This is a genomic window from bacterium, from assembly GCA_035703895.1.
In the GTDB taxonomy this organism is placed as follows: Bacteria; Sysuimicrobiota; Sysuimicrobiia; order Sysuimicrobiales; family Segetimicrobiaceae; genus Segetimicrobium.
Genome location: DASSXJ010000164.1, coordinates 13,691 through 35,866 on the forward strand (window position 1 = coordinate 13,691; position 22,176 = coordinate 35,866).

The 22,176-nt window shown below is 65.0% G+C and carries 18 protein-coding genes; 13 read left to right on the top strand and 5 right to left on the bottom strand.

Annotation, left to right across the window (positions count from 1 at the left end; all coding sequences use genetic code 11):
- The first annotated feature begins 56 nt into the window (after positions 1-56).
- The 6 genes from VFP86_11670 (at position 57) to VFP86_11695 (ending at position 6,482) form a co-directional block, all read left to right on the top strand.
- Positions 57-764, top strand: coding sequence for an isochorismatase family protein (locus VFP86_11670; protein HET9000298.1), 708 nt, complete (start codon positions 57-59; stop codon positions 762-764).
- A 4-nt stretch (positions 765-768) separates the two neighbouring features.
- Positions 769-2,199 carry a UbiD family decarboxylase gene (locus VFP86_11675; GenBank protein HET9000299.1) on the top strand — a complete coding sequence of 477 codons (1,431 nt, stop codon included), beginning with the start codon at positions 769-771 and terminating at the stop codon, positions 2,197-2,199.
- A gap of 22 nt (positions 2,200-2,221) precedes the next feature.
- On the top strand, positions 2,222-3,250 hold the full coding sequence (locus tag VFP86_11680; protein HET9000300.1) for an ABC transporter substrate-binding protein: 1,029 nt from the start codon (positions 2,222-2,224) through the stop codon (positions 3,248-3,250).
- Positions 3,251-3,386: 136 nt separating this feature from the next.
- Positions 3,387-4,751 (top strand): allantoinase AllB, encoded by a 1,365-nt coding sequence (gene allB, locus VFP86_11685; protein HET9000301.1) that lies wholly within the window; start codon positions 3,387-3,389, stop codon positions 4,749-4,751.
- Positions 4,752-4,786: 35 nt separating this feature from the next.
- The gene (locus VFP86_11690) at positions 4,787-6,013 is read left to right on the top strand and encodes a C45 family peptidase (GenBank protein ID HET9000302.1); all 1,227 of its coding nucleotides are present in this window, start codon (positions 4,787-4,789) and stop codon (positions 6,011-6,013) included.
- A gap of 16 nt (positions 6,014-6,029) precedes the next feature.
- On the top strand, positions 6,030-6,482 hold the full coding sequence (locus tag VFP86_11695; GenBank protein HET9000303.1) for an SRPBCC domain-containing protein: 453 nt from the start codon (positions 6,030-6,032) through the stop codon (positions 6,480-6,482).
- 114 nt (positions 6,483-6,596) lie between these two features.
- On the opposite strand, the gene VFP86_11700 is transcribed toward VFP86_11695, so the two are convergent.
- The gene (locus VFP86_11700) at positions 6,597-7,394 is read right to left on the bottom strand and encodes a GntR family transcriptional regulator (GenBank protein ID HET9000304.1); all 798 of its coding nucleotides are present in this window, start codon (positions 7,392-7,394) and stop codon (positions 6,597-6,599) included.
- A 328-nt stretch (positions 7,395-7,722) separates the two neighbouring features.
- Between VFP86_11700 and VFP86_11705 the strand changes: the two genes are divergently transcribed.
- The 7 genes from VFP86_11705 (at position 7,723) to VFP86_11735 (ending at position 15,516) form a co-directional block, all read left to right on the top strand.
- Entirely contained in the window at positions 7,723-8,610 is an 888-nt protein-coding gene (locus VFP86_11705; GenBank protein ID HET9000305.1) for a xanthine dehydrogenase family protein subunit M, read from the top strand.
- Positions 8,607-9,122, top strand: a complete 516-nt coding sequence (locus VFP86_11710; GenBank protein HET9000306.1) for a (2Fe-2S)-binding protein — start codon at positions 8,607-8,609, stop codon at positions 9,120-9,122. Before VFP86_11705 ends, VFP86_11710 begins: the two co-directional genes overlap by 4 nt.
- Before the next feature lie 91 nt (positions 9,123-9,213).
- Positions 9,214-11,556 (top strand): xanthine dehydrogenase family protein molybdopterin-binding subunit, encoded by a 2,343-nt coding sequence (locus tag VFP86_11715; GenBank protein ID HET9000307.1) that lies wholly within the window; start codon positions 9,214-9,216, stop codon positions 11,554-11,556.
- Positions 11,553-13,862: a xanthine dehydrogenase family protein molybdopterin-binding subunit gene (locus tag VFP86_11720; GenBank protein HET9000308.1), complete on the top strand. Its 2,310-nt coding sequence runs from the start codon at positions 11,553-11,555 to the stop codon at positions 13,860-13,862. The genes VFP86_11715 and VFP86_11720 overlap by 4 nt, the downstream gene beginning before the upstream one ends.
- Positions 13,863-13,927: 65 nt before the next feature.
- Entirely contained in the window at positions 13,928-14,263 is a 336-nt protein-coding gene (locus VFP86_11725; protein ID HET9000309.1) for a hypothetical protein, read from the top strand.
- Positions 14,264-14,433: 170 nt separating this feature from the next.
- Complete coding sequence (locus VFP86_11730) at positions 14,434-14,898, top strand: isoprenylcysteine carboxylmethyltransferase family protein (protein ID HET9000310.1); 465 nt, start codon at positions 14,434-14,436, stop codon at positions 14,896-14,898.
- A 234-nt stretch (positions 14,899-15,132) separates the two neighbouring features.
- Positions 15,133-15,516: an STAS domain-containing protein gene (locus VFP86_11735; GenBank protein HET9000311.1), complete on the top strand. Its 384-nt coding sequence runs from the start codon at positions 15,133-15,135 to the stop codon at positions 15,514-15,516.
- Between the two features lie 59 nt (positions 15,517-15,575).
- Here VFP86_11735 and gspE read toward each other — a convergent pair whose 3' ends face one another.
- The 4 genes from gspE to VFP86_11755 all read right to left on the bottom strand — a co-directional run.
- Positions 15,576-17,258 carry a type II secretion system ATPase GspE gene (gene gspE / locus VFP86_11740; GenBank protein ID HET9000312.1) on the bottom strand — a complete coding sequence of 561 codons (1,683 nt, stop codon included), beginning with the start codon at positions 17,256-17,258 and terminating at the stop codon, positions 15,576-15,578.
- Positions 17,259-17,321: 63 nt separating this feature from the next.
- Positions 17,322-18,830 carry a hypothetical protein gene (locus VFP86_11745; protein HET9000313.1) on the bottom strand — a complete coding sequence of 503 codons (1,509 nt, stop codon included), beginning with the start codon at positions 18,828-18,830 and terminating at the stop codon, positions 17,322-17,324.
- A gap of 142 nt (positions 18,831-18,972) precedes the next feature.
- The gene (locus VFP86_11750) at positions 18,973-20,865 is read right to left on the bottom strand and encodes an alkaline phosphatase family protein (GenBank protein HET9000314.1); all 1,893 of its coding nucleotides are present in this window, start codon (positions 20,863-20,865) and stop codon (positions 18,973-18,975) included.
- A gap of 288 nt (positions 20,866-21,153) precedes the next feature.
- The coding region (locus VFP86_11755) for a hypothetical protein (protein HET9000315.1) at positions 21,154-22,176 on the bottom strand (1,023 nt) is incomplete at its 5' end.

The following is a 22,176-nucleotide window of genomic DNA, read 5'->3' on the forward strand; positions in this document are numbered from 1 at the left end:
CCTTCGGGCCGGAGCCGTGCGACCGGACGGAACCGCGGAGGGAGGACGGAGCACTGATGGCCGCGTGGGACGATATGCTCACCGATCGCGATCGCCGCGTCATCGAAATGAGCGGGTACGGTACACGCCGGGGGCTCGGGCAGCGCCCCGTGGTGCTCGTGGTGGACGCGCAGCAGCATTTTGTTGGGGTGCGCGGCGACATTTTTGCCTCGATCGCTGCCTATCCGACGAGCGTCGGAGACGAAGCGTGGACGGCGATCGCCCGCATCCAATTGCTGATCGCCGCTGCGCGCTCGTGCGACATTCCGGTGATGTACTCGAAGTCTGGGATCAAGGCGGGCGAGGAGTCGTTCGACAGCTTCGCCCGCAAGCGCAGACCGCCCGACGTGGCTTCCGACACGCCCACGCTGGAGATGCCGATCGTCGCCGAGATCGCTCCGCGGCCTGGTGAAGTCGTCATCGAGAAGCGTTTTCCGAGCGCGTTCTTCGGATCGCCGCTGATGAGCTTCCTGCACTCATACGGGGCGGACACGATCCTGCTTGCCGGTTTCACGACGAGCGGCTGCGTCCGGGCGACCTGCGTGGACGCGATGTCGTATAACTTCCGCGTAGGGATCGTGGCCGACGGATGCGCCGACCGCCTGCACATCGCCCACAAGGCCAGCCTGTTGGATATGCACATGAAATACGGGGACGTCCTGACCGCGGACGAGGTGCTGGGGTACATGAAACGGGTTGGGCGCGCGTCCGCGGCGGCGCCATAGGCAGATGGGATTTCGCGATCTTCGCGAATGGATCGATGCCGTGGGCCGCGCCGGCGAACTGCGGGAGGTCCGGGGCGCGCATTGGGATCTGGAAATAGGGACGATCGTCGATCTCTATCAACGGCGGATGGGCCTGCCCGCGCTGCTGTTCGATGAGATCGCCGACTATCCGGCCGGCTGGCGCGTGCTGGCCAACACGCTGACGAGCCAGTCCCGGGTCGCGCTTACCCTTGGGCTGCCCCTCCAGACAGACGCGCGGGGCATCGTGAACGCGTGGCGGCGGTACGCTCGACAATACCCGACGATCCCGTGCCGGAAGGTCTCAGACGGCCCCGTCAACGAGGTCGTGGAGACCGGCGACCGGGTGGACATTCTCCAGTTTCCGTCGCCGCGATGGCACGCCAAGGACGGAGGTCGATACATCGGCACTGGATGTCTTGTGCTCCAGCGCGACCCAGATTCGGCGTGGGTCAACGTCGGCGTGTACCGCGTCCAGGTCCACGACGGGCGTCGGGCCGGCCTCTACATCTCGCCGGGAAAGCACGGCCGGCTGATCATGGAGAAGTACTGGGCTCAGGGCCGGCCGTGCCCGGTTGCGGTCTCGCTGGGCCACGATCCCCTCGCGTTCTTCGTCGCCGGGTTGGAGGTGCCGTACGGCACCAGCGAACTCGAAGTCGTCGGTGGAGTGCGCGGCGAGCCGTCCGAGGTGCTCCAAAGCGAGTTCACCAACCTGCCGATCCCGGCGCGCAGCGAGGCGGTGCTCGAGGGAGAGATCCACCCGGACGACCGCCGCGACGAGGGTCCGTTCGGTGAGTGGCTCGGGTATTACGCCGGCGGCACGCGGCCGGCCAGCGTCATCCGGGTGACCGCGGTTCGCCGTCGGCGAGACCCCATCATGATGGGGAACTTGCCGGCCAAACCTCCCAACGACGACACGTACTATCGCGGATTCCTTCGGGCCGCAGCCGTTTGGGGCGAACTGGAGGGTGCCGGCATCCCGGGCATCTCGATGGTCTGGTGCCACGAGGCGGGCGGTTCGAGGATGTTCACGATCATCGCGCTGCGACAGATGTACGCCGGGCACGCGAAGCAGACCGCGCTGGTCGCCGCCCAGTGCCATGCCGGCGCCTACGCCAATCGCTGGACGGTCGTGGTGGATGACGATGTGGACGCCACCAACACGAATGAGGTGCTGTGGGCGATGTGCAGCCGCGTCGATCCGCGGGAGGACGTCGATGTCCTTACCGGTGGGTGGAGCACGCCGCTGGATCCCATGAGCTATCCGCCCGACCGTCGCAATCTGAACGCGCGTCTTGTCGTTGATGCGTGCCGCCCGTTCGGACGCGAATTCCCTGAGGTGTGCACGGCGGGTCCCGAGGTCCGAGCCGAGATCGTCGCGCGCTGGCGCGACCGCCTGCCGGAGATCGCCGACTGAGACCGCGAGGGGGGTGTACGTGATGACGTTCGGCCTGCGGCGATGGATCGTGTGCCTCATTGCGCTGGTCTCATCGTCGGCAGCGTTGTCCCACGGCATGCCGGTGGGAAGCGCCGCAGCCCCGTCGACCAGGGTCGTCTACGGCCTGCCGACCGCGCCACCCGGGCTCCCCGGAGGCATCGAGCCGTATTTCGCACTCGAGCGCGGGTTCTTCAAGCAGGAAGGTCTGGACGTGGAGATCGTGCCGCTGCCGGGATCTGTGACGGTCGTGCGCGCGCTGCTGAGCCGGCAGGTCGATATCGCCCTGACCGATCCGGCCACCGTGTTCCTCGCGTACGCCAACGGTGCGCCGATCAAGATCATTTCTGGGCCCGTGGAACGGGCCACCGATGTCGTGGTGGCCGCCGGAGTGATCACGTCGGTCGCTGACCTGCGCGGAAAGCGCTTTGGGATCTCCCAGCCGGGTGGTCAAACACACAACGAGGTGAAGCTTCTCGCCGCCAAGTATGGCGTGAACCCGGACGACATCCAATATCTGGCGATTGGAGGACCCGTGCCCCGGGTTGACGCGCTGCTCGTGAACCGGGTGGATGCGACCTCGCTCACCATCGCCGTGGTGAAGCCGGTGCTCGACGCCATTGATGCGGGCAAGGTACATGTGATCGCTTCGTTGGGCGACGAGTTTCCCGATCTCCCGACAGCATACGACATTACCCGCGACGACGTGATCAGGGAACGGCCGGCGATTCTGTCCCGACTTGTGCGCGCGGACATTCGCGGCTACCGTTGGGCGGCGCAGAATCCCGACGCCGCGGCGCAGATCGTCGCAAAATATATTGCGGGGCTCGATCCGGCGCTCGCCGCGCGCGGTGTGCGGGAGGTGAGCCGGTACTACGGGGTCAACGGCGGCGTCTCGGCCGCCTCTGTCGCGGGGGCGCAACGGTTGCTCGTCCAACTGGGGATCCTGCGCGGCGTCATCGATGTCAACCAGATCTTCACGCCGCAGTTCGTGACGCTTGCACTGGGAAGTCTCGGTGTCATGCCGCGATAGGCCGCGGCTCAGTCGTTCGCTTCGGCGTCCGGTTCCGCATTTCTCGAAGGAGAGCAATTGTGCGCGGTGGAAACATATGTGAGGCAAACCTGTATCCCGTATCCAACCCGCGGGGTCCACTGACAGGAGGCGGTCAATGGCAGTAGACCTGATCGTCGCGAACGGTACCATCGTGAGTTCGGCCGCGAGCTATCGCGGTCACGTGGTGATCAAGGACGGCAAAGTCCACGAAATCATGGTGCGGGACGATCTTCCCGAGACCAAGCGGACGATCGACGCGACGGGCCTGCACGTGCTCCCCGGACTCATTGACCCACATGTGCACTTCCGCGTGCCGGGCCTCGACTACAAAGAAGACTTCGACACCGGCTCTCAGGCGGCGGCCGCGGGCGGTATCACGACCATCATCGACATGCCGAACGTCGTCCCGCCGACGTCGAACGTCGAGGGGTTCCACGCGAAGGTCGCCTGCGCCAAAGGGACTTCGTACGTCGACTACGGCATTTACGCCGTGATCATCGAGGGCAACAGCAAGGAGATCCTTCCGCTCGCCGACGCGGGTGTCGTCGGATACAAGATCTTCCTCGGGGAGACCGTGGGCAACATCCCGGCGCCGCAGGACGGCGAAATCATCGACGCCTGGCGCATCATGGTACGGACGGGTCTGCGGTGCGGCGTGCACGCCGAAGACAACAGCATCATCCTCTACCTTCGGAAGAAGCTTCAGGACCAAGGCCGGAAAGATCCTCTGGCCCACCTGGAGTCGCGGCCGTCCGTCGCGGAGGCCGAGGCCATCTCCCGGGCGATTCTGTTCGCGCGCGAGGCGAAGAGCAAGTTGATGATCTACCATATGAGCGCCGCCGAAGGCGTCGATCTGGTCCGGCGCGGCAAGGACAGCGGCGTCGACGTCATGGGGGAGACGGGACCGCACTATCTCATCATGGAAGGCGAGGACATGGTGCGGATGAACCTCGGGTCCATGCTGAAGATGAATCCCCCGGTGCGGTCGCGGGAGCACGCCGAGGCGCTGTGGCGCGGCCTGCTCGACGGGACGATCGAGGTTATCGGGACCGATCACTCGCCGCACACCCGGGAAGAAAAAATGTTCGACAATCCCATGGGCGACATCTGGAAGGCGATCCCGGGCTGGCCCGGCGTGGAGACCAACGTGCCACTCATGTTGACGCAGGTCAACGCCGGACGGATGAGCCTCAATCAATACGTCAAGGTGCAGGCGGAGGGCCCAGCGCGGGCGTGGAACCTGTGGCCGCGCAAGGGGCACCTCGGCCGGGGCGCCGACGGCGACATCACGATCGTCGACATGCGAAAGGAAGGCACGATCGACCAGGACCAGCTGCACAGCAAGAGCAAGCTGACGCCGTTCCACGGGTTCCGCGTCAAGGGCCTGCCCGTCTACACGATCGTTCGCGGCAACGTCGTGATGGAGAACGGCGAGGTCGTCGGGAAGCCGCGGGGGGAGCTGCAGACGCCGATCGTTTAGTTGCCCCGACGCCCGCGAGGGGGGAGACACGCCGAATGGACACGCTGGTGGGAATCGGAACCTCCTGGCAGATCGGATGCGCCCACGGCGAGCAGCTTGCCGAGGCCGTCGCCGCAAACCTCGGTCTCTTCTGGCGGCGCGTCGCGGCCGCCGGGATGGACCGCGGGGCGCTGCGGGCCGGCGCCCTCGCGGAGGAGCGGCGCGCGCTGGCCGATGCCCGGTGCGAGGAGATCGCCGGGATCGCCTCCGCGGCCCGGGTCGGGTACCCTGACTTGCTCGCGTACAACATGTACCATGGGCGGGTCTACCCTGAGGAGTGCACCGTGATGTGGGCGCTGCCGGACGCGACGGCCGGCGGACGGACGCTGTTCATGAAGAACAGCGACAAGATCGGCCGCGAGGACATGGTCGGCCCGAACTTCTACAAGAACAAGGAAATCAACATCCTCGTGGCACTGCGCCAGTCGGGGAAGCCCGCCATCATCGGCGTCGGCCAGGCGGGCGGTACGGGCCTCAAGATGGGCATCAACGACCGCGGCGTGTGCGCTGGAACCAACATCGCGCGGACGTACGAGCTGCGCACCCGGGCCGTGACGTCGACGCAGGAGCGGGCGGTGGACCGGGCCCAGCTGGCCCGGGACGGGCTCGAGCTCACCGCGGCGATGTTGGCCACGCAGGCGATGGTCGCCCGCGTCGCGGAGTCGCCGATGGCGACCCCCGGGAACCTCGAATTTGTGGACTCCACGCGCGCGTGTGTGATCGAGGGCTCGTACGATCGCGTGGCCGTGCAGGCGTACGACAAGGGCGCCGGGTCTAGGACCAACCGGTTCGTCACGCTGCAGGAACTCAACGATCCCAAGGATCTCTCGTCCTATTGCCGCTTCGTGCGGACGCAGGAGCTGCTCGGGGCCGTGTCGGGCCGGTTGACGCTCGACGATTTTGTGTCGTTCACCCGTGACCACGCCAACGGTCCGGGACCGAACTCGATCTGCCGTCACCACGACGACGTCCGGTCGGAGACCACGCAGTCCGCGCTGGTCGGCGAGATCAACGGAGCTTCGCCGGCGGACAGCGTCGTCCGGGTGGCCCTCGGCAAACCGTGTCATGCGTGGCGGCACGCCGACGGGCACATCGAGCTCACGCTTCGCTTCCGGGTCGAGGATATCCCGGAGGGACTCCGCACCGGCGAAGTGTGGAAGCGGTACTGGACCGAGGAGCCGTTCGAGGCGGCGCCGGCCGCGATGGGTAAGGTATCCGCCTGAGCAGAGGCACCGCACGTTGAAGTTCGAGAAGGAGCTCACGGTGGGCGTGCCTCCCGACCGCGTCTGGGCATTCCTGTGGGATGTCGAACGGGTGACCAAGTGTCTGCCGGGATGCCGCGAGGCTCGCACCGTGGTGCCGCACGAGCGCTACGAGTGCGTCGTCAGCGAGCGCGTCGGCCCGTTCAAAGTGCAGTTCCCTCTGGACATTCAAGTGCTCGAGGTCGAGGAGCACCGCCGCCTGAAGGCACAGGCCGCCGGTCGGGACTCGGCGATGGGCAGCTCGCTCAAGGTCATCCTCGACCTCACGCTCGAAGGTACGGACTCGGGGTCCAAGCTCAAGATCACGTCCGACACGAGCATCCTCGGAAAATTGGGGACCCTCGGATATGGGATCATCCAGCACAAGGCGGACGGCATCATGACGCAGTTTGCAGATGCCGTCAGACGAGAGCTGGAGACCGCGGGGTAAGCGGGACGAGCAGGCGGATCACGAGACGCCGGCCGGGCCTCGTCACGATCCTGACCACCGCCGACCTCGCCGTTATCGAGTGCTCTCAGCCGATTGAGGAATACTGGCGCTACGTCAGGCGCGTGTTGGGGTCTCGCGGCCACGCTTGCGGGATGGAGGCTGAGTGACGGTCTCGTTCTTTCGGCGCCGCGATCCGTTGGAACCAGGCGGCGGCGCCGGCTGACTGCGGGCGACGCGCGCCTGTCCGAAAAACGCCCGCCGGGCGTTTGCCACGTGAAGCCGGGCGGCCTGCTCCGCGGCGTCGGGATCGCGCCCGGCAATGGCCTCGAACATCGCCGCATGTTCGGCCCGGATCTCGTCCGCCCGGCCGTGCCGGGTGAGCGAGATCATCTTGCCGTGCTCGATGTACTCGGCGTATTGGGTCAGGATGCCGACCAGGCGCCGGTTCCGCCCCATTCGGTACAGCAGCTCGTCGAACTGCGTATGGATCTGCGCCGCCCGTTCGAAGTTGTTAGCCTGCGATGCCTCGTTGATTTGTTCGAGCAGCCGCCCGAGCTCGCTCAACTCTTCGTCGGTGGCGTGCTGGGCCGCCAGCCGGGCAGCGAGGCCCTCCAGCACTTCCCGGGTCGCGTAGATCTCGTCGATATCCTGGCGGGAGAACCCGGTCACGATGACCCCGCGGCGCGACTGATACCGCACCAGTCCTTCGATCTCGAGCTTCCGAATCGCTTCGCGCACGGGGGTCCGGCTGACCTTGAACTGCTCGGCCAGATCTTCTTCGATCAGCTTCTGTCCGGTCTCGAGGCGTCCCGTGATGATCAGATGCCGAAGATGATTGAACAATAGCTCGCGAATGTTCTTGTAATCGCCCCGCCGGAGCGCGTCGATATGCGCTTCGATAGCCGTCTCCATCCGCGCCTCCGGTCTCCCGCCCACGCAGGCGACGCACTAGTCGCTTTGAGGAACGCGCGCTCTACGGGCAGTATACACTAACTGTCGCGCTTTTGGGCGCGGCGGGCGCGCCTGCGGGCTGGCTCATCTTATTGGCACCATCGAAGTAGGCGGAATGAACAGCGCTGCGGCGCCAAAGTGTGAGTGGAGGGATCGAGAGATTTCCGGTCGAAGACGCATCGCGTCACGGTGGGAAGCGACGGGTGTCGGGGTCGCAAGAATTGTATCCCGTATACAATCCCGCCGGATCGTCGCCAATTCGCCGAGGAACGGTACGGAGGCACATCTCGTGTTGCGACGGTTCGAACTGCATCAACCCGCGACAGTCCAGGAAGCGAGCCGGCTTCGCGGTCGATATGGCGACGATGCCGGATTTTACGCCGGAGGCACGGAGTTGCTGCTCGTCATGAAAGAAGGGCTGCTCCGGTACGGACATTTAGTCGATCTCAAGACGATCCCCAGGCTCGACGGCATTGTCCACGACGCCGGCTCGAACACATTGCGGATCGGCGCCGTCGCGACGCACACGTCTGTCGAGCGCTCGCCGGTGGTGGCGCGCCACTTTCCGCTTTTGGCCGAGGTCGAGCGCGCGGTCGCGAACGTGCGCGTTAAGAATGTGGGCACGATCGGCGGCAACCTATGTTTCGCGGAACCGCACGCCGACCCGGGGACGCTGTGCGTCGCGTGCGAGGCGATCATGCATCTCGAAGGGCCCGCGGGATGCCGGGAAGTTCCGGCTGGCGAGTTCTTCCTCGATGCGTACGAAACGGCCCGCGGGGCGGATGAGGTGTTGACGGAGGTTCGCCTGCCGGTTCCCGGGCCGCACACATGCGGCGCCTACATGAAGTTCGGATTTCACGAGCGCCCGACGCTGGGCGTCGCGGTTCTGCTGATGCTGGACACCGGTCACGCGCACGTCGCGGAGGCGCGGGTGGCGGTCGGGTGCGTTCATCCCCGTCCCACGCGCCTACGGGAGGTGGAGGTCAAGATCAAAGGGCGGACGGTCGCCGACGTGCTCCGGACGCTCGACGAGATCTCCCAGGCGGTGGACGGTACCATCACCCCGACAGACGACCTGCACGGGTCCGCGGAATACAAGACGGAGATGACCAAGGTATTCGTGCGCCGTGCAATCCGGACCGCCTGCGCGCGCTTTGACGGAGGGCACCTGTCATGACGGTGGCCGCTGCCGGCGGAAACGCCCGGCCGACAATGGACGTGGCAGTCACGGTAAACGGGCGCCGGCACGTCCTGAGGATCGAGCCGTGCGACCTGCTGGTCGACACGCTCCGCGACCAACTCGGACTCACCGGCACGAAGCGGTCCTGTGACGTGCAGGTGTGCGGGGCATGCACGGTACTCGTCGGGGGAGCACCGGTGAGTGCGTGTACGTATCTGACGTACGAGGCGCGGGACAAGGAGGTCCTGACGATCGAGGGGCTGGCGCAGGGCGACGCACTGCACCCGATGCAGCAGGCATTCATCGACCACGCCGCGCTCCAGTGCGGGTTCTGCACCCCGGGGATGATCCTCGCCGCGACCGCGCTCGTGCGGGAGCATCCTCGCCCGTCCGTCGCCGCGATCAAGCACTACATGCGCGGCAACATCTGCCGCTGCACGGGCTACAAGAAGATTCTCGAGGCCATCCAGGCCGCCGCCGAGGTCATCGCCCGGGACGGGGAGCGGTAGACGTGCCGGAGTCCCGGCCTCCTTGTCGTAAGCAGAGATGATGCCGGCGCGCGGAGACTCTCCCAAACCCCAGGTCCGGGACGTTTCGGTGATGTCCTTTAACGATCGCACCGCAACCCGGACGGGCGGGACGAAGGTTGAGGAGCTGCGGCGCGGGGCGGTCGGCCGATCCGTCGTTCGGCACGACGCGCGGGAGAAGGTGACGGGTGCCGCCGAGTTTGCGACGGATGTGCGGCGGCCCGAAATGGCCCACGGCAAAGTCTGGCGGAGCCCGGTACCGCACGCACGCATTCTTCGAATCGACACCGCCGCGGCGGAGCAGGCCCCCGGGGTCATTTGCGTTGTGACTCGGGAGGATTTTGCGGGCATCGATCCCTACTATGGGCCGGTGTACAAGGACCAGCCGATTCTTGCGATCGACCGCGTCCGGTACGAGGGGGAGCCGGTCGTCGCCGTCGTCGCGCGGACCGAGCGGGAGGCCGAGGCGGCGGTCGAGTTGGTCCACGTGGAACTAGAGCCGCTCCCGTACGTCACCTCGCTCGACGAGGCCATCGCCCCCGGCGCGCCCCTGGTTCACGAGACGCTGCGACAGGCCGGGCAGTTTCGGGACCTTGCGGCGCTCCGCCCGGTGGAGGGAACGAACATCTGCCACCTCTGGCAGTACGAGCGGGGATCCGCTGACATGCTCCTTGCCGGCGAGCGGCTCTTCGACGATACCTTTGTGTTTCCGATGGTGCACCATCTCTCGATGGAGCCCCACGTCATGATCGCGGAAGCGGACGGCGACCGCATCACGCTGTGGGGCGCGACGCAGCACCCGTTCCCGGTCCGCTATGAGCTGGCCCAAATGTTCGACGTGCCCGTCGCGTGGGTGCGGATCGTCGTCCCGTTCATCGGCGGGGCCTACGGCAACAAGTCCTATACGAAGATCGAGCCGCTTGCGGTCATGATGGCCCGGAAGGCGCGTGTCCCGGTGCGTTTCGCGCTGACCTCTGCGGAGGCGTTCAGGACCGTTCGGGGCCCCGGCGCGCGATGCCGGATTCGGACCAAGGTCAATCCCGACGGTACGATCCTGGCCCGCCATCTGGAGGTTCTCTTCCAGGCCGGCGCGTATGCCGACGTCGGGCCCCGCGTGGCGCAGAAGGCAGGGTACACCGCGGGCGGGCCGTACCGGATCCCGCATCTTCGGATCGACAGTTGCGCGGTGTACACGAACACCGCGCCGAGCGTGGCGTTCCGCGGCTACGGGGTCCCGCAGCTCACGTGGGCATACGAGGCCCAACTGGACGCGATCGCCGCAGCACTGGGTATCGATCGGGTCGAGATCCGCCGCCGCAACCTGCTGCGGAAAGGCGAAGAGGTCATGCCGGGGGACCGGCCCGCGGATGGCGACTTCATCGAGGGGCTGGAGCGGGCCGCCGCTGCCATCCGGTGGACGTCTCGTGGGGAGCCGGCAGAAGGGCGTGGTGTAGCGTGCACCATCAAGGCCCCGCTCGCGCCGAGCGTGTCGACAGCCATCGCCCGGCTGCACGCGGATGGCTCGGTGGGCGTGCTGTGCGGTACGGTCGAGATCGGCCAGGGCGCTCGCACGGTGATGGCGCAGATTGCGGCGGAGGAGCTCGGCATGTCGACCGACCGCGTCCGCGCCGTGATGGTGGATACGCAAGCATCCCCGTATGATCAGGCCACGAGCAGTAGCCGCTCGACGACGATGACAGGACAGGCGGTCCAGACCGCCGCGCGGGACCTCCGCGGCCAAGTTATTGCCATCGCCGCGCGGCTCCTTGAGGTCAATCCTGAGACGATTCAGGTGCGCGACGGGCGCGTGTGGGCCGGGACCACATCGCTGGGTCTCAACGAGATCATCGCCCGACACTACGGACTGCCGGCGGGCGAGCTGATCGGGCGGGGCACGATCCGCGGAGAGCGCGGTGGTTTGCTCGGCGGCATCGTGCCGTTCTGGGAAGCGGCGTCGGCCGCGGTCCGCGTGCGCGCCGACCCCGAAACCGGCCACGTGCGCGTGCTGGACTACGTCTCCGTCGCGGACGTGGGCCGCGCGATCAACCCGCAGCAGTGTGAAGGACAGGACGAGGGCGGGGCCATGATGGGGCTAGGGCATACGTTCTTCGAGGAAATGCGGTACGAGGACGGTCAGCTGCTGAACGGTAGCCTGGTCGACTACCGCGTCCCGCAATTCGACGATGTACCGGACGCGCTGCAGTCCATCCTCGTCGAGAATGGCGACGGGACGGGCCCGTTCGGCGCCAAAGGCATCGGTGAGGGAGGGCTGATTCCGACGTCGCCGGCGGTGGCCTCCGCGATCTGGGAGGCAACCGGGGCGCGCCTGCATGAGTTGCCGATGACGCCGGAGCGCGTCTGGCGGGCGCTGAGGCGAACACGCCCCCGTGCGAGTGAGACGCGAGCGGAGCGATGATCGACCGAATGTCGAACGCAGCGATGTTGGTGGTGGTCGGGCGGCCCGCCCCGCGTGTGGACGCCGTGGACAAAGTGACCGGGCGCACGGTGTATGTGTCGGAGTTCGCCGTGCCGGGCATGCTCGAGGCGCGGATTCTCCGCAGTCCGGTGCCGCATGCCCGAATCGTCCGGATCGACGCCTCCCGTGCCGAAGCGCTTCCCGGTGTGGTCACGGTGTTGACCGCCGCGGATGTGAAGGACATCGATCCGTACTACGGCATGGCATTCAAGGACCAACCGCTCGTGGCTATCGAGCGCGTCCGCTACCAGGGCGAGCCGCTCGCCGCGGTCGCTGCCGTGGATGCGCGGACAGCGGAGGGGGCGCTCGAGTTGATCACAGTGGAGTACGACGAACTGCCCGTTGTGGCGACTATCGACGACGCGCTCACCGCCGACAGCCCGCGGCTGCACGCCGAACTCAGGCCGAGCGGGGCCTTCCGCGATCTGCGTTCGCTCCAGCCAGTCCCGGGCACGAACATCTGTCACACATACCGTCTGCGCCGGGGGGACGTGGCCGCGGCATTCGCCTCGGCGGACGTCGTGATGGAGGACGTATACACACTTCCTCCCGTGCAGCACTATTCGCTCGAGTCATTCGTCGCGATCGCCTCCTGGACGCGGGACGGGCTCGAGGTCTGGTCCTCTACGCAGCATCCGTTCCACGTCCGCCGGGAGCTGGCGCAGATGTTCGGGCTCGCGCACCAGGCGGTCCGCGTGCATGCACCGATGATGGGCGGGGCGTTCGGACAAAAGTGTTACACAAAACTGGAGCCTCTCGCCGCCGCCCTGGCGCGAAAGGCGGACCGGCCGGTCCGGGTGGCGCTCACGATTCCCGAGGCGTTCCTCACGCTGACGCGGCACGGCGCCCGGGTGCACATCAAGACTGCGGCTCGCCGCGACGGCACGCTCGTGGCGCGCAAGGCCGAATTGTGGCTCGACACCGGTGCCTATGCGGACGTCGGGCCGCGCGTCACCCAGAAAGCCGGCTACCGGTCGATCGGCCCCTACCGGTGGGCCGACCTCGAGATCGATGCGTACTGCGTCTTTACCAACAAAGTGCCCGCCGGTGCCTTTCGTGGCTACGGCGGTCCCCAGGCCGGCTGGGCGGGGGAGTCGCAGATCACCGAGCTCGCCATCGCCCTAGGACTCGATCCCGTTGAGCTGCGCCGCCGCAATCTGCTGGGCCTAGGGGAGAAATACGATCGTGCGGATACCCCGCTCGACGGCGACATCAGAGCGCAGGTCGACTGCGTGGAACGCGTCCTCGCCGCACCCGGTGCGGTCGCCGAGGGCCGCGGCCGCGGGATCGCCGTGGGGTTCAAGGACGGCGGCGGGACGCATACGGTCTCCAACTCAATCGTGCGCCTGCACGCCGACGGCAGCGCGACAGTTGGCGCCGGCAGCGTGGAGATCGGTCAGGGGGCGCGCACCGTGATGGCACAGATCGCAGCGGAGGCGCTCTCGCTTCCGCTCGATCGGGTCCACGTGCCCGAGCCCGACACGGACATCACGCCGTACGATCAGGGCACGAGCGCCAGCCGGTCCACGACGCTGATGGGATACGCCGTCTGGCAAGCCGGCCTCGACGTTCGGCGTCAACTCACGGACATCGCCGCGGAGGCATTCGAGGCCCCCCCCGATGTGGTGCGTCTCGCAGACGGTGTTGCGTCTGCCGGGCCGCGCCGCATGACCTATGCGGAGCTTATCGCGCGCCACTTCGGCATGCCCGGCGGTGAATTGATCGGCACCGGGGTGTTCCGCCCCGGCACGTTTACCGGTCCTCTCGGCGGCTCGACCGCCTTCTGGGAGATGGGGGTGGGTGGCGCTGAGGTCGACGTGGATGTAGAGACAGGGGAGGTCCGGCTGGCCCGGTACATCTCAACCGCCGACGTCGGTCGCGCCATCAACCCCGCGCTGTCTGAGGGACAGGACGAAGGCGCGGCGATGCAAGGGATCGGGCATGCGCTTCGGGAGGAGTTGGTGTTCGAGCACGGACAGCTCCTCAACGGGGGGATCATCGACTACACGGTCCCGACCATGGAGATGTTGCCCGATGAGTTCGCTTCAATCCTGTTTGAAAACGGCGGCGGCCCCGGACCCTACGGCGCCAAGGGGATCGGCGAAGCCGGCATCGTCGCGCCGGCGCCGGCGATTGCCGCGGCCCTGTATGCGGCCACCGGCGTGTGGGTGCGGGACCTGCCGCTGACGCCAGAGCGCGTGTGGCGTGCGCTTCGAGCCGCGCGCGAGGCGCGAAGCGCACGCTGAGAGGTCCCGCAGATCAATATAAATCGACTGCGAAACTCTAAGATGCGTCAGGAAAGGAGCGAACCGTGTCGATTCTTGTCATTCAGCACCCTGTCAAGGACTTCCAGGCTTGGAAGAAGGCTTTCGATAGCGATCCAGCTGGGCGCGCGGAAAACGGCGTCACCCGACACGCGATCTACCGCCCTCACGACGATCCCAACTATGTTGTCGTGAACCTGGAGTTCCCCTCGCGTGAGCAGGCACAGAAATTCCTCGACCGTCCTGCACTGCGCCAGGCATGGAAAGGCTTCCTGGGGCTGGACTTTGAGACGCTGGGCGGCGGTAGCCATCTCCGGTCGCGCCTCGGTGCTGAGCAATTTCAAGCACGAATCCTCGACGAGATCGAGCGAGTCGACTACTAAAGCAAGTTAAGGCCACGCCATGAGCGCAAACTTACACTGGGGAAAGTCCATTGTTCTGAACGGCAATTCGCTGGAGCGTCGCCAGGCGAGGACGGGGCCTTCGAGTGGACTGCTCATCGAGAAAGTTCTGTTATGAGGGAGGAAGACGATGATTCAGTATCGGACGGATTATGAATAAACAGGACACGCCTGGCGTCATCGCCCCACCGCCGCTAATCTACCTCGCAGCCTTAATCATCGGGCTGGGCCTCGGGTACCTTGCCCCTACGTCGTTCCTTCCGCGTCATCTCGCATTCGGACTTGGCGCCGTCCTCGTCCTGATCGGCGCGTTGATTCTCGTCCCCGCCAGACGAGTGATGCTACAAGCTGGGACAGCCATTAGACCGACCGAACCGACGACCGTGCTCGTCATTACGGGACCATTTCGTTTCACCCGCAATCCCTTGTACCTTAGCGTCACGCTCTTTTACCTGGGTATCGCTTTTGCGCTTCAATCGCTCTGGGCGCTTGCGCTGTTGGCGGTTGTGCTGGCCGTAATGCAACGCGGAGTCATTGACCGCGAGGAACGCTACCTTGAACGAAAGTTTGGCCCAGACTACCTTCGATACAAAGAGCGGGTGAGGCGCTGGATTTAAGAATTGCGGCTGATGGTCAAGTGTGTTTCCGGTGAAGTGGAAATGGGCGCTCCCATGAAAGCGCTTGTCCAGAGCACATACGCTGGACCCTGTGGTCAGTCTCCCATCGGTGCCCCTGAGTAATGCCGGGCACACATTATACGAATAGGACTCAATTACTGCACCGAGATGATTAGGGAAGCATCAGCGGGGAAATAATATGATTAGGGGGTTTTGCGAGGGAGATGATCGTCTATGCTGGACCTACTCCTGGAGAAAACCGCGAGGACCCCGGCAGGACCGATCCACGTCCGCGTTCATGATACCGTGCCCATCGTTGAAGTGACCGGCGACCTCGATCTTGGGGAAGTTCGCGCCTTCGACGATGCCCTTCAGGGGGCCTCACGCTCGAGTTCCAGAGACGTGATTGTGTCGCTCGAGAAGACGGAATACTTCAACAGTGGCGCGGTGCGCCTCATTATGCGTTTGGCCAAACGTCTCTCGGAGGAGAACCGCCACCTGCTCCTCGTCGCGCCTCGGAACCGGACGCCGAGGCGGGTGTTGGACATCGTGTACATGACATCAGATCTGCTGCCGTTCGAGTCGGTTGAGGAGGCCCTAGCAGCCGTGGCGGGCTGATCCCAGCGGTCTTCCTGTCGCGGTCACGGAAAGAGGATCGAAGAGGCTCGAGTTCAGGGTTACTCTACCGAGACCACATCCAACACCTCCTCCGGGCTGGTGATCCCGAGCGCGACCTTCTCGAGGCCGTCCTGGCCGAGCGTCCACATGCCGGCCTGCTCGGCCGCCTCCTTGACTTCCGACACGGTGGCGTGCCTGGCGACCAGCGCCCGGATCGTGTCATCGACGAGCATGATCTCGAAGAGTCCGGTGCGGCCCTTGTAGCCGATTGTGTTGCAAAACTCGCACCCAACCGGCCGGAAGATGCGGGCCTCGTGCGCACCGGGACCCGTGGCGCCCCCCAGCCTCTGGAGCACTTCGGCCGGCAGCGGATGCGGTTGCTTGCACCTCTCGCAGAGGACCCGGACGAGACGCTGCGCGATCACGCCGATCAGCGACGAGGCGACCAGAAACGGCTCGATCCCCATGTCGATCAGCCGGGTCACCGCCCCTGGGGCGTCGTTGGTGTGCAACGTGCTCAGCACCAGGTGGCCGGTGAGGGCGGCATGAATAGCAATTCGGGCGGTCTCCTCGTCCCGGATCTCGCCGACCATGATGATGTCTGGATCTTGGCGTAGGAACGAGCGCAGGCCGGTCGCGAAGGTCAGCCCGGCCTTTGGGTTCACCTGCACCTGATTGATCCCGGTGAGCTGATATTCCACGGGATCCTCGATCGTGATGATGTTGGACTCCGTGGAGTTGAGCCGATTGAGGATGGTGTACAGCGTCGTCGTCTTCCCGCTCCCCGTCGGGCCGGTGAGCAGGACAATCCCGTAGGGCTTTGTGATCATCGTCTCGAAGTGCCGGCGATTCTCGGCGAGGAGGCCGATCTTCTCGATCCCGACCAGGGTCGGGTTCTTGTCGAGGATCCGCAGGACGACTTTCTCACCGAACACCGTTGGGATCGTGCTTACGCGCAGGTCGATGTCGCGGTGCTCCACCTTGAGCTCGATCCGCCCGTCCTGCGGAAGCCGCCGCTCCGCGATGTCCATGTCCGCCATGATCTTCACGCGGGAAATGATGGCCGCCTTGATGTGGGTGGGCGGCGTCATCACGTTGTAGAGCGCGCCATCGATCCGGTAGCGTACGCGCACCCGGGTTTCTTGGGGCTCGATGTGAATGTCGCTTGCGCGCTGCCGGATCGCCTGCAGGATGATGGAGTTGACGAGGCGGACCACCGGGGCCTCGTCCACCAGGGTGCGCAACCTCGCGAGTTCCATCTCCTCGGGATCGGCCTTGATCTCCTTGATCAGGGCCTGGATGCTTTCGTCCAATGCAGGATACTGGGCCAGCATCCGCTGGAAGCTGTCGAGCGCAATGACCATGGGCTCGATCTCGTGGCCGAGAAAATGGCGGACGTCATCGAGGGCCACCACGTCGAGGGGGTCGACCATTCCGACGCTTGGCGTGCCGTTGCGAATGCCGAGGGGGAGCACCTGGTAGCGGCGCGCAAGGTGCTCCGGCAGGGCGAGCAGGGCCTGCTCGTCGGGGATGATCTCGTCAAGGTCCGCGAACTCGAGCCCCAATTGCGTGGCAATCGCCTGACTGATCCCTTTTTCTGTCCCGACCCCCATGCTCAGGAGCACCCGACCCAGGCGCTCGGGGGTCTGCTTCTGCCGCTCCACCGCCTCAGCGAGCTGCACCGATGTAATCACGCCAGCCTCGATCAACACCTCACCCAGTAACTTCCGGCGATGCGGCATCCTGACCCTCACTCCGTCTCCTGTGGGCTGTGATCCTCGTGCGTGCGGCTTCCATGCCAGGCGTTAGTGCACCTGCTGCCACGACACGATTGCGATCCCTTTCCCAAACGCCGTGAGGGCGAGCGGATCAAGCCGGATCACGACGCGTGCGTCCCTCATCGTGAAGCTGGGATTCGCCGTCCCCGTAGTGTCGTGGTACATGGCCCCGATCTGATCGACGGACGCCTGCGGTCCGAGCGCCATCCCATCCCGAGTGTAGACCAGCCCATCGACGACAAGCCCGCTGCCCTCGCACATCACCAGACGCCCGGACCCCGTGGTCTCGCCTCCACCGGTGCAGGCCTGCCCCGATGCTCCGCCGGCCGGCGGCTGTCCGAAGACGAGGATGCCGGGCGTCCGGCGGCCGGATACGGTGGTGAGATCATGTCGGTTGATGAGCGTGACTTGCTTAGGAATGACGAGGTCGCCTCCCACGGCCAAGGTCACATTGCCGGCGGACCCTCCCAGGTCCACGCTCCGAAACACATTCAGGGTGCCATCGACAAAGACCGTGCCGCGCAGGTGCTCACCCGGGTGTGCCTCCAGGTACGACAGAATTCTCGAGATCTCACCAAACGTATAGAGCGAGTCCCGCTTCCCCCGCCACCCCGCACGCGCATTGAGCGCGGCGTTCGCGACATTTCGTTCGGCCTGGACCCTGAAGGTGAAGGCATCGAGGCCCAGGAGAGGCACCGTCTCCTCTCTGAACCCCCTCACATACACACTCCGCAGATCATTGGCCTCGCGGAGATCGGCCACCCCAGGGACATCGGTCACTCGGTTTCCCACGGTGACACACGCATACGGGGTCCCACACCGATTCGGGGTGGGCCCGGCCGCCGGCCGAGCCTTGATGAGGTCCCCCAACGCGCCGAAGACCCACGGAGCCGGATCGTCCGTAGGTGTGGGATTGTATTGGGGGCGTTCGGAAAAACCGAACAGCGCGTAGTCGGGGAACGTGCGCTCGCGCACCGATACCATGTCGATCGTATCTTCGCTCAGGGCATTCAAGCGAACATCGTTGCCGGCGAAATTGATCTCCCTAAACGAGCCGAGATTTCCCCCCATCCCGGGTGTGCCGATCTGATACGGTGCAAGGTAGGTGCGCGACGTTCCCTCGAACTGCACCTGGGATACTCCAAAGAGCGCGGTCAAGAATGGCGTTCCGGGCACACCGCAGGCACGCACCCGCGAGGAGATTGTTCTGTTGAGATACGCCACCTGGCCGACGGCCTCAAGCGTCTTGAGGCCGGCCCCGCACGCCGTCTCGGGCCCGGTACCGGGATCCGCCCAATACGTGAACCGGCCGCCCCCGAACGACGCTGCCACGCCTTCGGCCGGCGTCGCGTACGCCGACGGATCGGCCGCTGCGGACACCTGCACCTTGGCTTCCTCGAGACCGGCTTGGGCGATATAGAAGGCGCGGGCCACGGCGTACTGAATGGCGGCGTGGGCCATATCGGTCGTCATCAAGCCGATCAGGGAGATGCTGATCAAGCTGACAAGGGTGGCGACGACCAGGAGCGCAAGCATCGCCAGCCCGCATTCATGGGGTTCACGTGACGGGGCTCTGCGAGTCATCGTCGTAGGAACCTGCCGAGGAGAGGCAGGCCAGGACCCTACGGTCCTGGCCTGCGCGGCGGCGCCTCTCCGGGCGCCTGTTCTCCCGAGACACCTAATTGTCTGCGCTAAAATCGGGGTGGGCGAAGTCGAACAAGCCAAAGAGGTCGCTCAGGGCCGGAGTGTTGAGGGGCACGTAAGGATTGCCAATCGCCGTGACCGGATTCGGCAGATTGTCGCGGCTGCGGGTCGTGATCGGGGGCAGGCCCCAGTTTCGCTCGATAAACTTCACGATGGAGGCGTGGTCTCCGTAGAGATGTGAGACCCGTCCCCCCTTGGTGAAGGGCGAGACGACGATCAGGGGGATACGCGGACCATCGCCAAAGTAATCCAGCGGCTCGAAGTAGCCAACGTCGTAGAGCCCGCCGCCTTCGTCAAAGGTCACGAAAACGGTCGTCTCTTTCCACAGATCAAGATTGGCCTGCAGTTCGGTGATGATCTTCTTCACGAAGCCCTCAAACAGGTCCAGTTTGGAGGACGCGGGATGGCCGTCCACCAATCCGTCCGGTTTCACGTAGGCGACGGCCGGCAGGGTGCCGTTCTGAATATCCTGGTGCAGGTTGGTCGTGTCTTTGATATGAGCCTTTCGAATATTGGGGTCGGACATGACGTCCTTCGCGTATTGGAAGGGGTTGCATATGGGGCAGTAGGCGTTGGGTTGGTTCGCTACGGCGAGATCCCAGTGTCCGCCGTAATACACCCACGAGATGCTCTGCCCGGACAGCACGTCGCCAATGTGGCGCACTGTGCTGGGCGGCACGGTCTTGACGTTGGCGCTCAAGGTGCCGTCTGCATTGTACTGAGGACTCTGGTTATTCAACGGGTAGAACCGCCCCTTTTGGCAATCTGGATCGATCGGTCGCGGCAACGATTTCAAGTAGGCCACGATCGGTCCCACGCCGGGGTTGGCCGTATCGGAGCAATTGCTGTACACTGCGCCGCCGCCGTCATTGGTGTAGTAGTTATTGGTCCCCGGCTGCGGGTTGGGGTCCTCGACCTGAGTGATTGGCGGCGCCATAGGGTGCCCGTTTCCATCGCTGTACCAGGGGAGATCGGCATAGCCCAGAATGAGGTGCTGCACCATCGTGCCACCCCAGACCGGTTGATGGTAGTTATCGCTCAGCGTATAGCGGTCGGCGAGAAACTTCAGGTACGGCGCATCACCCTGTTGCACGTTGTAAAAGGACATGGCGTTTGAGCCCTCTCCGGTCTGTGGGACGAATCCCGGCGGCACGAGCCTGCCGCCGTTGCCCGCCCCGATCGTGACTTCCACATAGGGCAGGAGGTCTGCCAGGCATCCATTGGGCCACTGATGCGAGATGTACTTCCGGTTGCAATCGAACTGCTGCCACATCTGGTAGAACCGGTGCGCCATGTCGCCCGTGTAGGTATCGTACTTGAGTGACGGCCCGGTTAGCTGGAACACTCCGTTGGGCAGGTTGGTGACATTCGCGATGCGGGTATCAACCGCGTTGTTTGGCAGGCCGGTGGCACCGGTCAGCAGGAACGGATAATAGGTGGCGAACAGATCGGTTTCAGCGGTCTGTGCGGCGGCGAGGGTGGCAAACGGCCCCGGCGGCGGCGGGCCATTCGGACCGGGGGTATCACTCGCGTTCGTGGGAGCGTAGGAGGTCATTGGAGGCGGCAGCGTCTTGTAGAGTTCTTTGTTTGGAGGACTGATGATGTATTTGCCGGTTATCGTCGTGGTGTACTGGGCGGAGAGCGAGAAGTTTTCACCTGGTGTCCCGCTGTCGGTGATGACGGCGTTGGACAGCAGGTTGAACACGCTCTGGCCGGGTCGAGGCTTGTACGTGGCATAGACAGAATCGAAGGTACGGTTTTCGCCGATGATCACGATGACGTGCTTGACCGGCGTCTTGGTGGTGACGTTCTTGGGCGCTTGGGGAAACGCAGCAATCGGCGCGGCCGCGAGCACCGGCAGCACCATGAGCACGGCCAGGCCCTGCTTCAAGCGAGGTAGGCAGGTGTTCAAGTACAGTGACTTCACGCTCACGTAGGCACCCCCCAGGAGTCATCGAAGAAGTCGTCGCGCACCCGGCGCCTGCGACGGCCGCGCGCATCTCCGAGGTTACGCCTGCGTTGTTAAAACGAACTTGATACGTTGTTAAATGAACTTGAAATGAATTTAAGCCGGAATTTCCGCGGGGACCTCAATAGAATGGCCATTTCCTAACTGCTGACGACGATGGGTTGCGGCCTTCGGGCGGGCTTCTGGTTAGAACACGGAACCGTTCCGTACGTGCCCGAGGTGCAGAGGCGTGCCGGCTTCAATGCGGCCGTCAGGCGCTTGGAAGCTCCGGGCAATCCGACTCAGGACTTGTTCGCACGCGCCGGTATCGGCGGCGGTCGTCTCACGTTCGCAGAAGCCGTACATCTGATAGACGTGCGTCTGCGTGACCAGCCGCGCGATGATTTCGACGTCGGTGTGTCCCGGCCGTGTGTACGTGGTGTAGAAGCTGCCGTACCGATCCCCCGGAGACGTCCTATCGGTCAACACGTGAGCGTCGCCGAGGTCCTGGAGGCTCCGGCGATGGATGTTGTCAAACGTCGCGCGGAGATCGGCTCCGGCCGCGACCGTGATACCCGGATTCCCGTATGTGGTGGGCGGACTAACGGTGAGGGCCAGACGCGAACCCGACGGCCGGTAGATTGCGTAATCGCTGTAGGCGGTCCGGTACTCGACCGTCATGTCGCTCGGCACCGTGAGGGTCACCTGGATCCTGTCGAGGCGCGCCGCCACCCAGCCGCCAGGCGCCGGCTGGCCCGACACGGCCGGCTGAGACGGCTGGACCGCCGACGGGCCCCCACCGGGATGCGCCGCCTTCCAATCGCGCCACACATTCGGCAGCAAAGGCTGCCGTGTCGAGGAAACCGAGCGCACATACGCAAGACCATCGGCGGCCGCGCGACGCACCGCGGGGCTCGCGTCTCGATGGTTCATGACGTCGTCCGTGAACGTCTTTTCGGCGTTCTGCGCCCACTTAAGCCCGTCCGAGGTGTTGCCCGCACCGAACGCCGATGCCGCCGCGCCTCCGATCCCATACGCCGCCCAGTAGAACAATTGTGGATCCTCCCACTTGCGCTGAACGATATTCATCAACGTGCAAGCGGCGTAATTTGAGGCGGCATCGTTGAACGCTTTCACCGCAGCCGCGTATTGCCGGTTCTCCTGCAAACGATACGCCGAGATCATCGTCGGCGACATAACGCTGGACGAGAGCGTATCGCATGTTTCCTC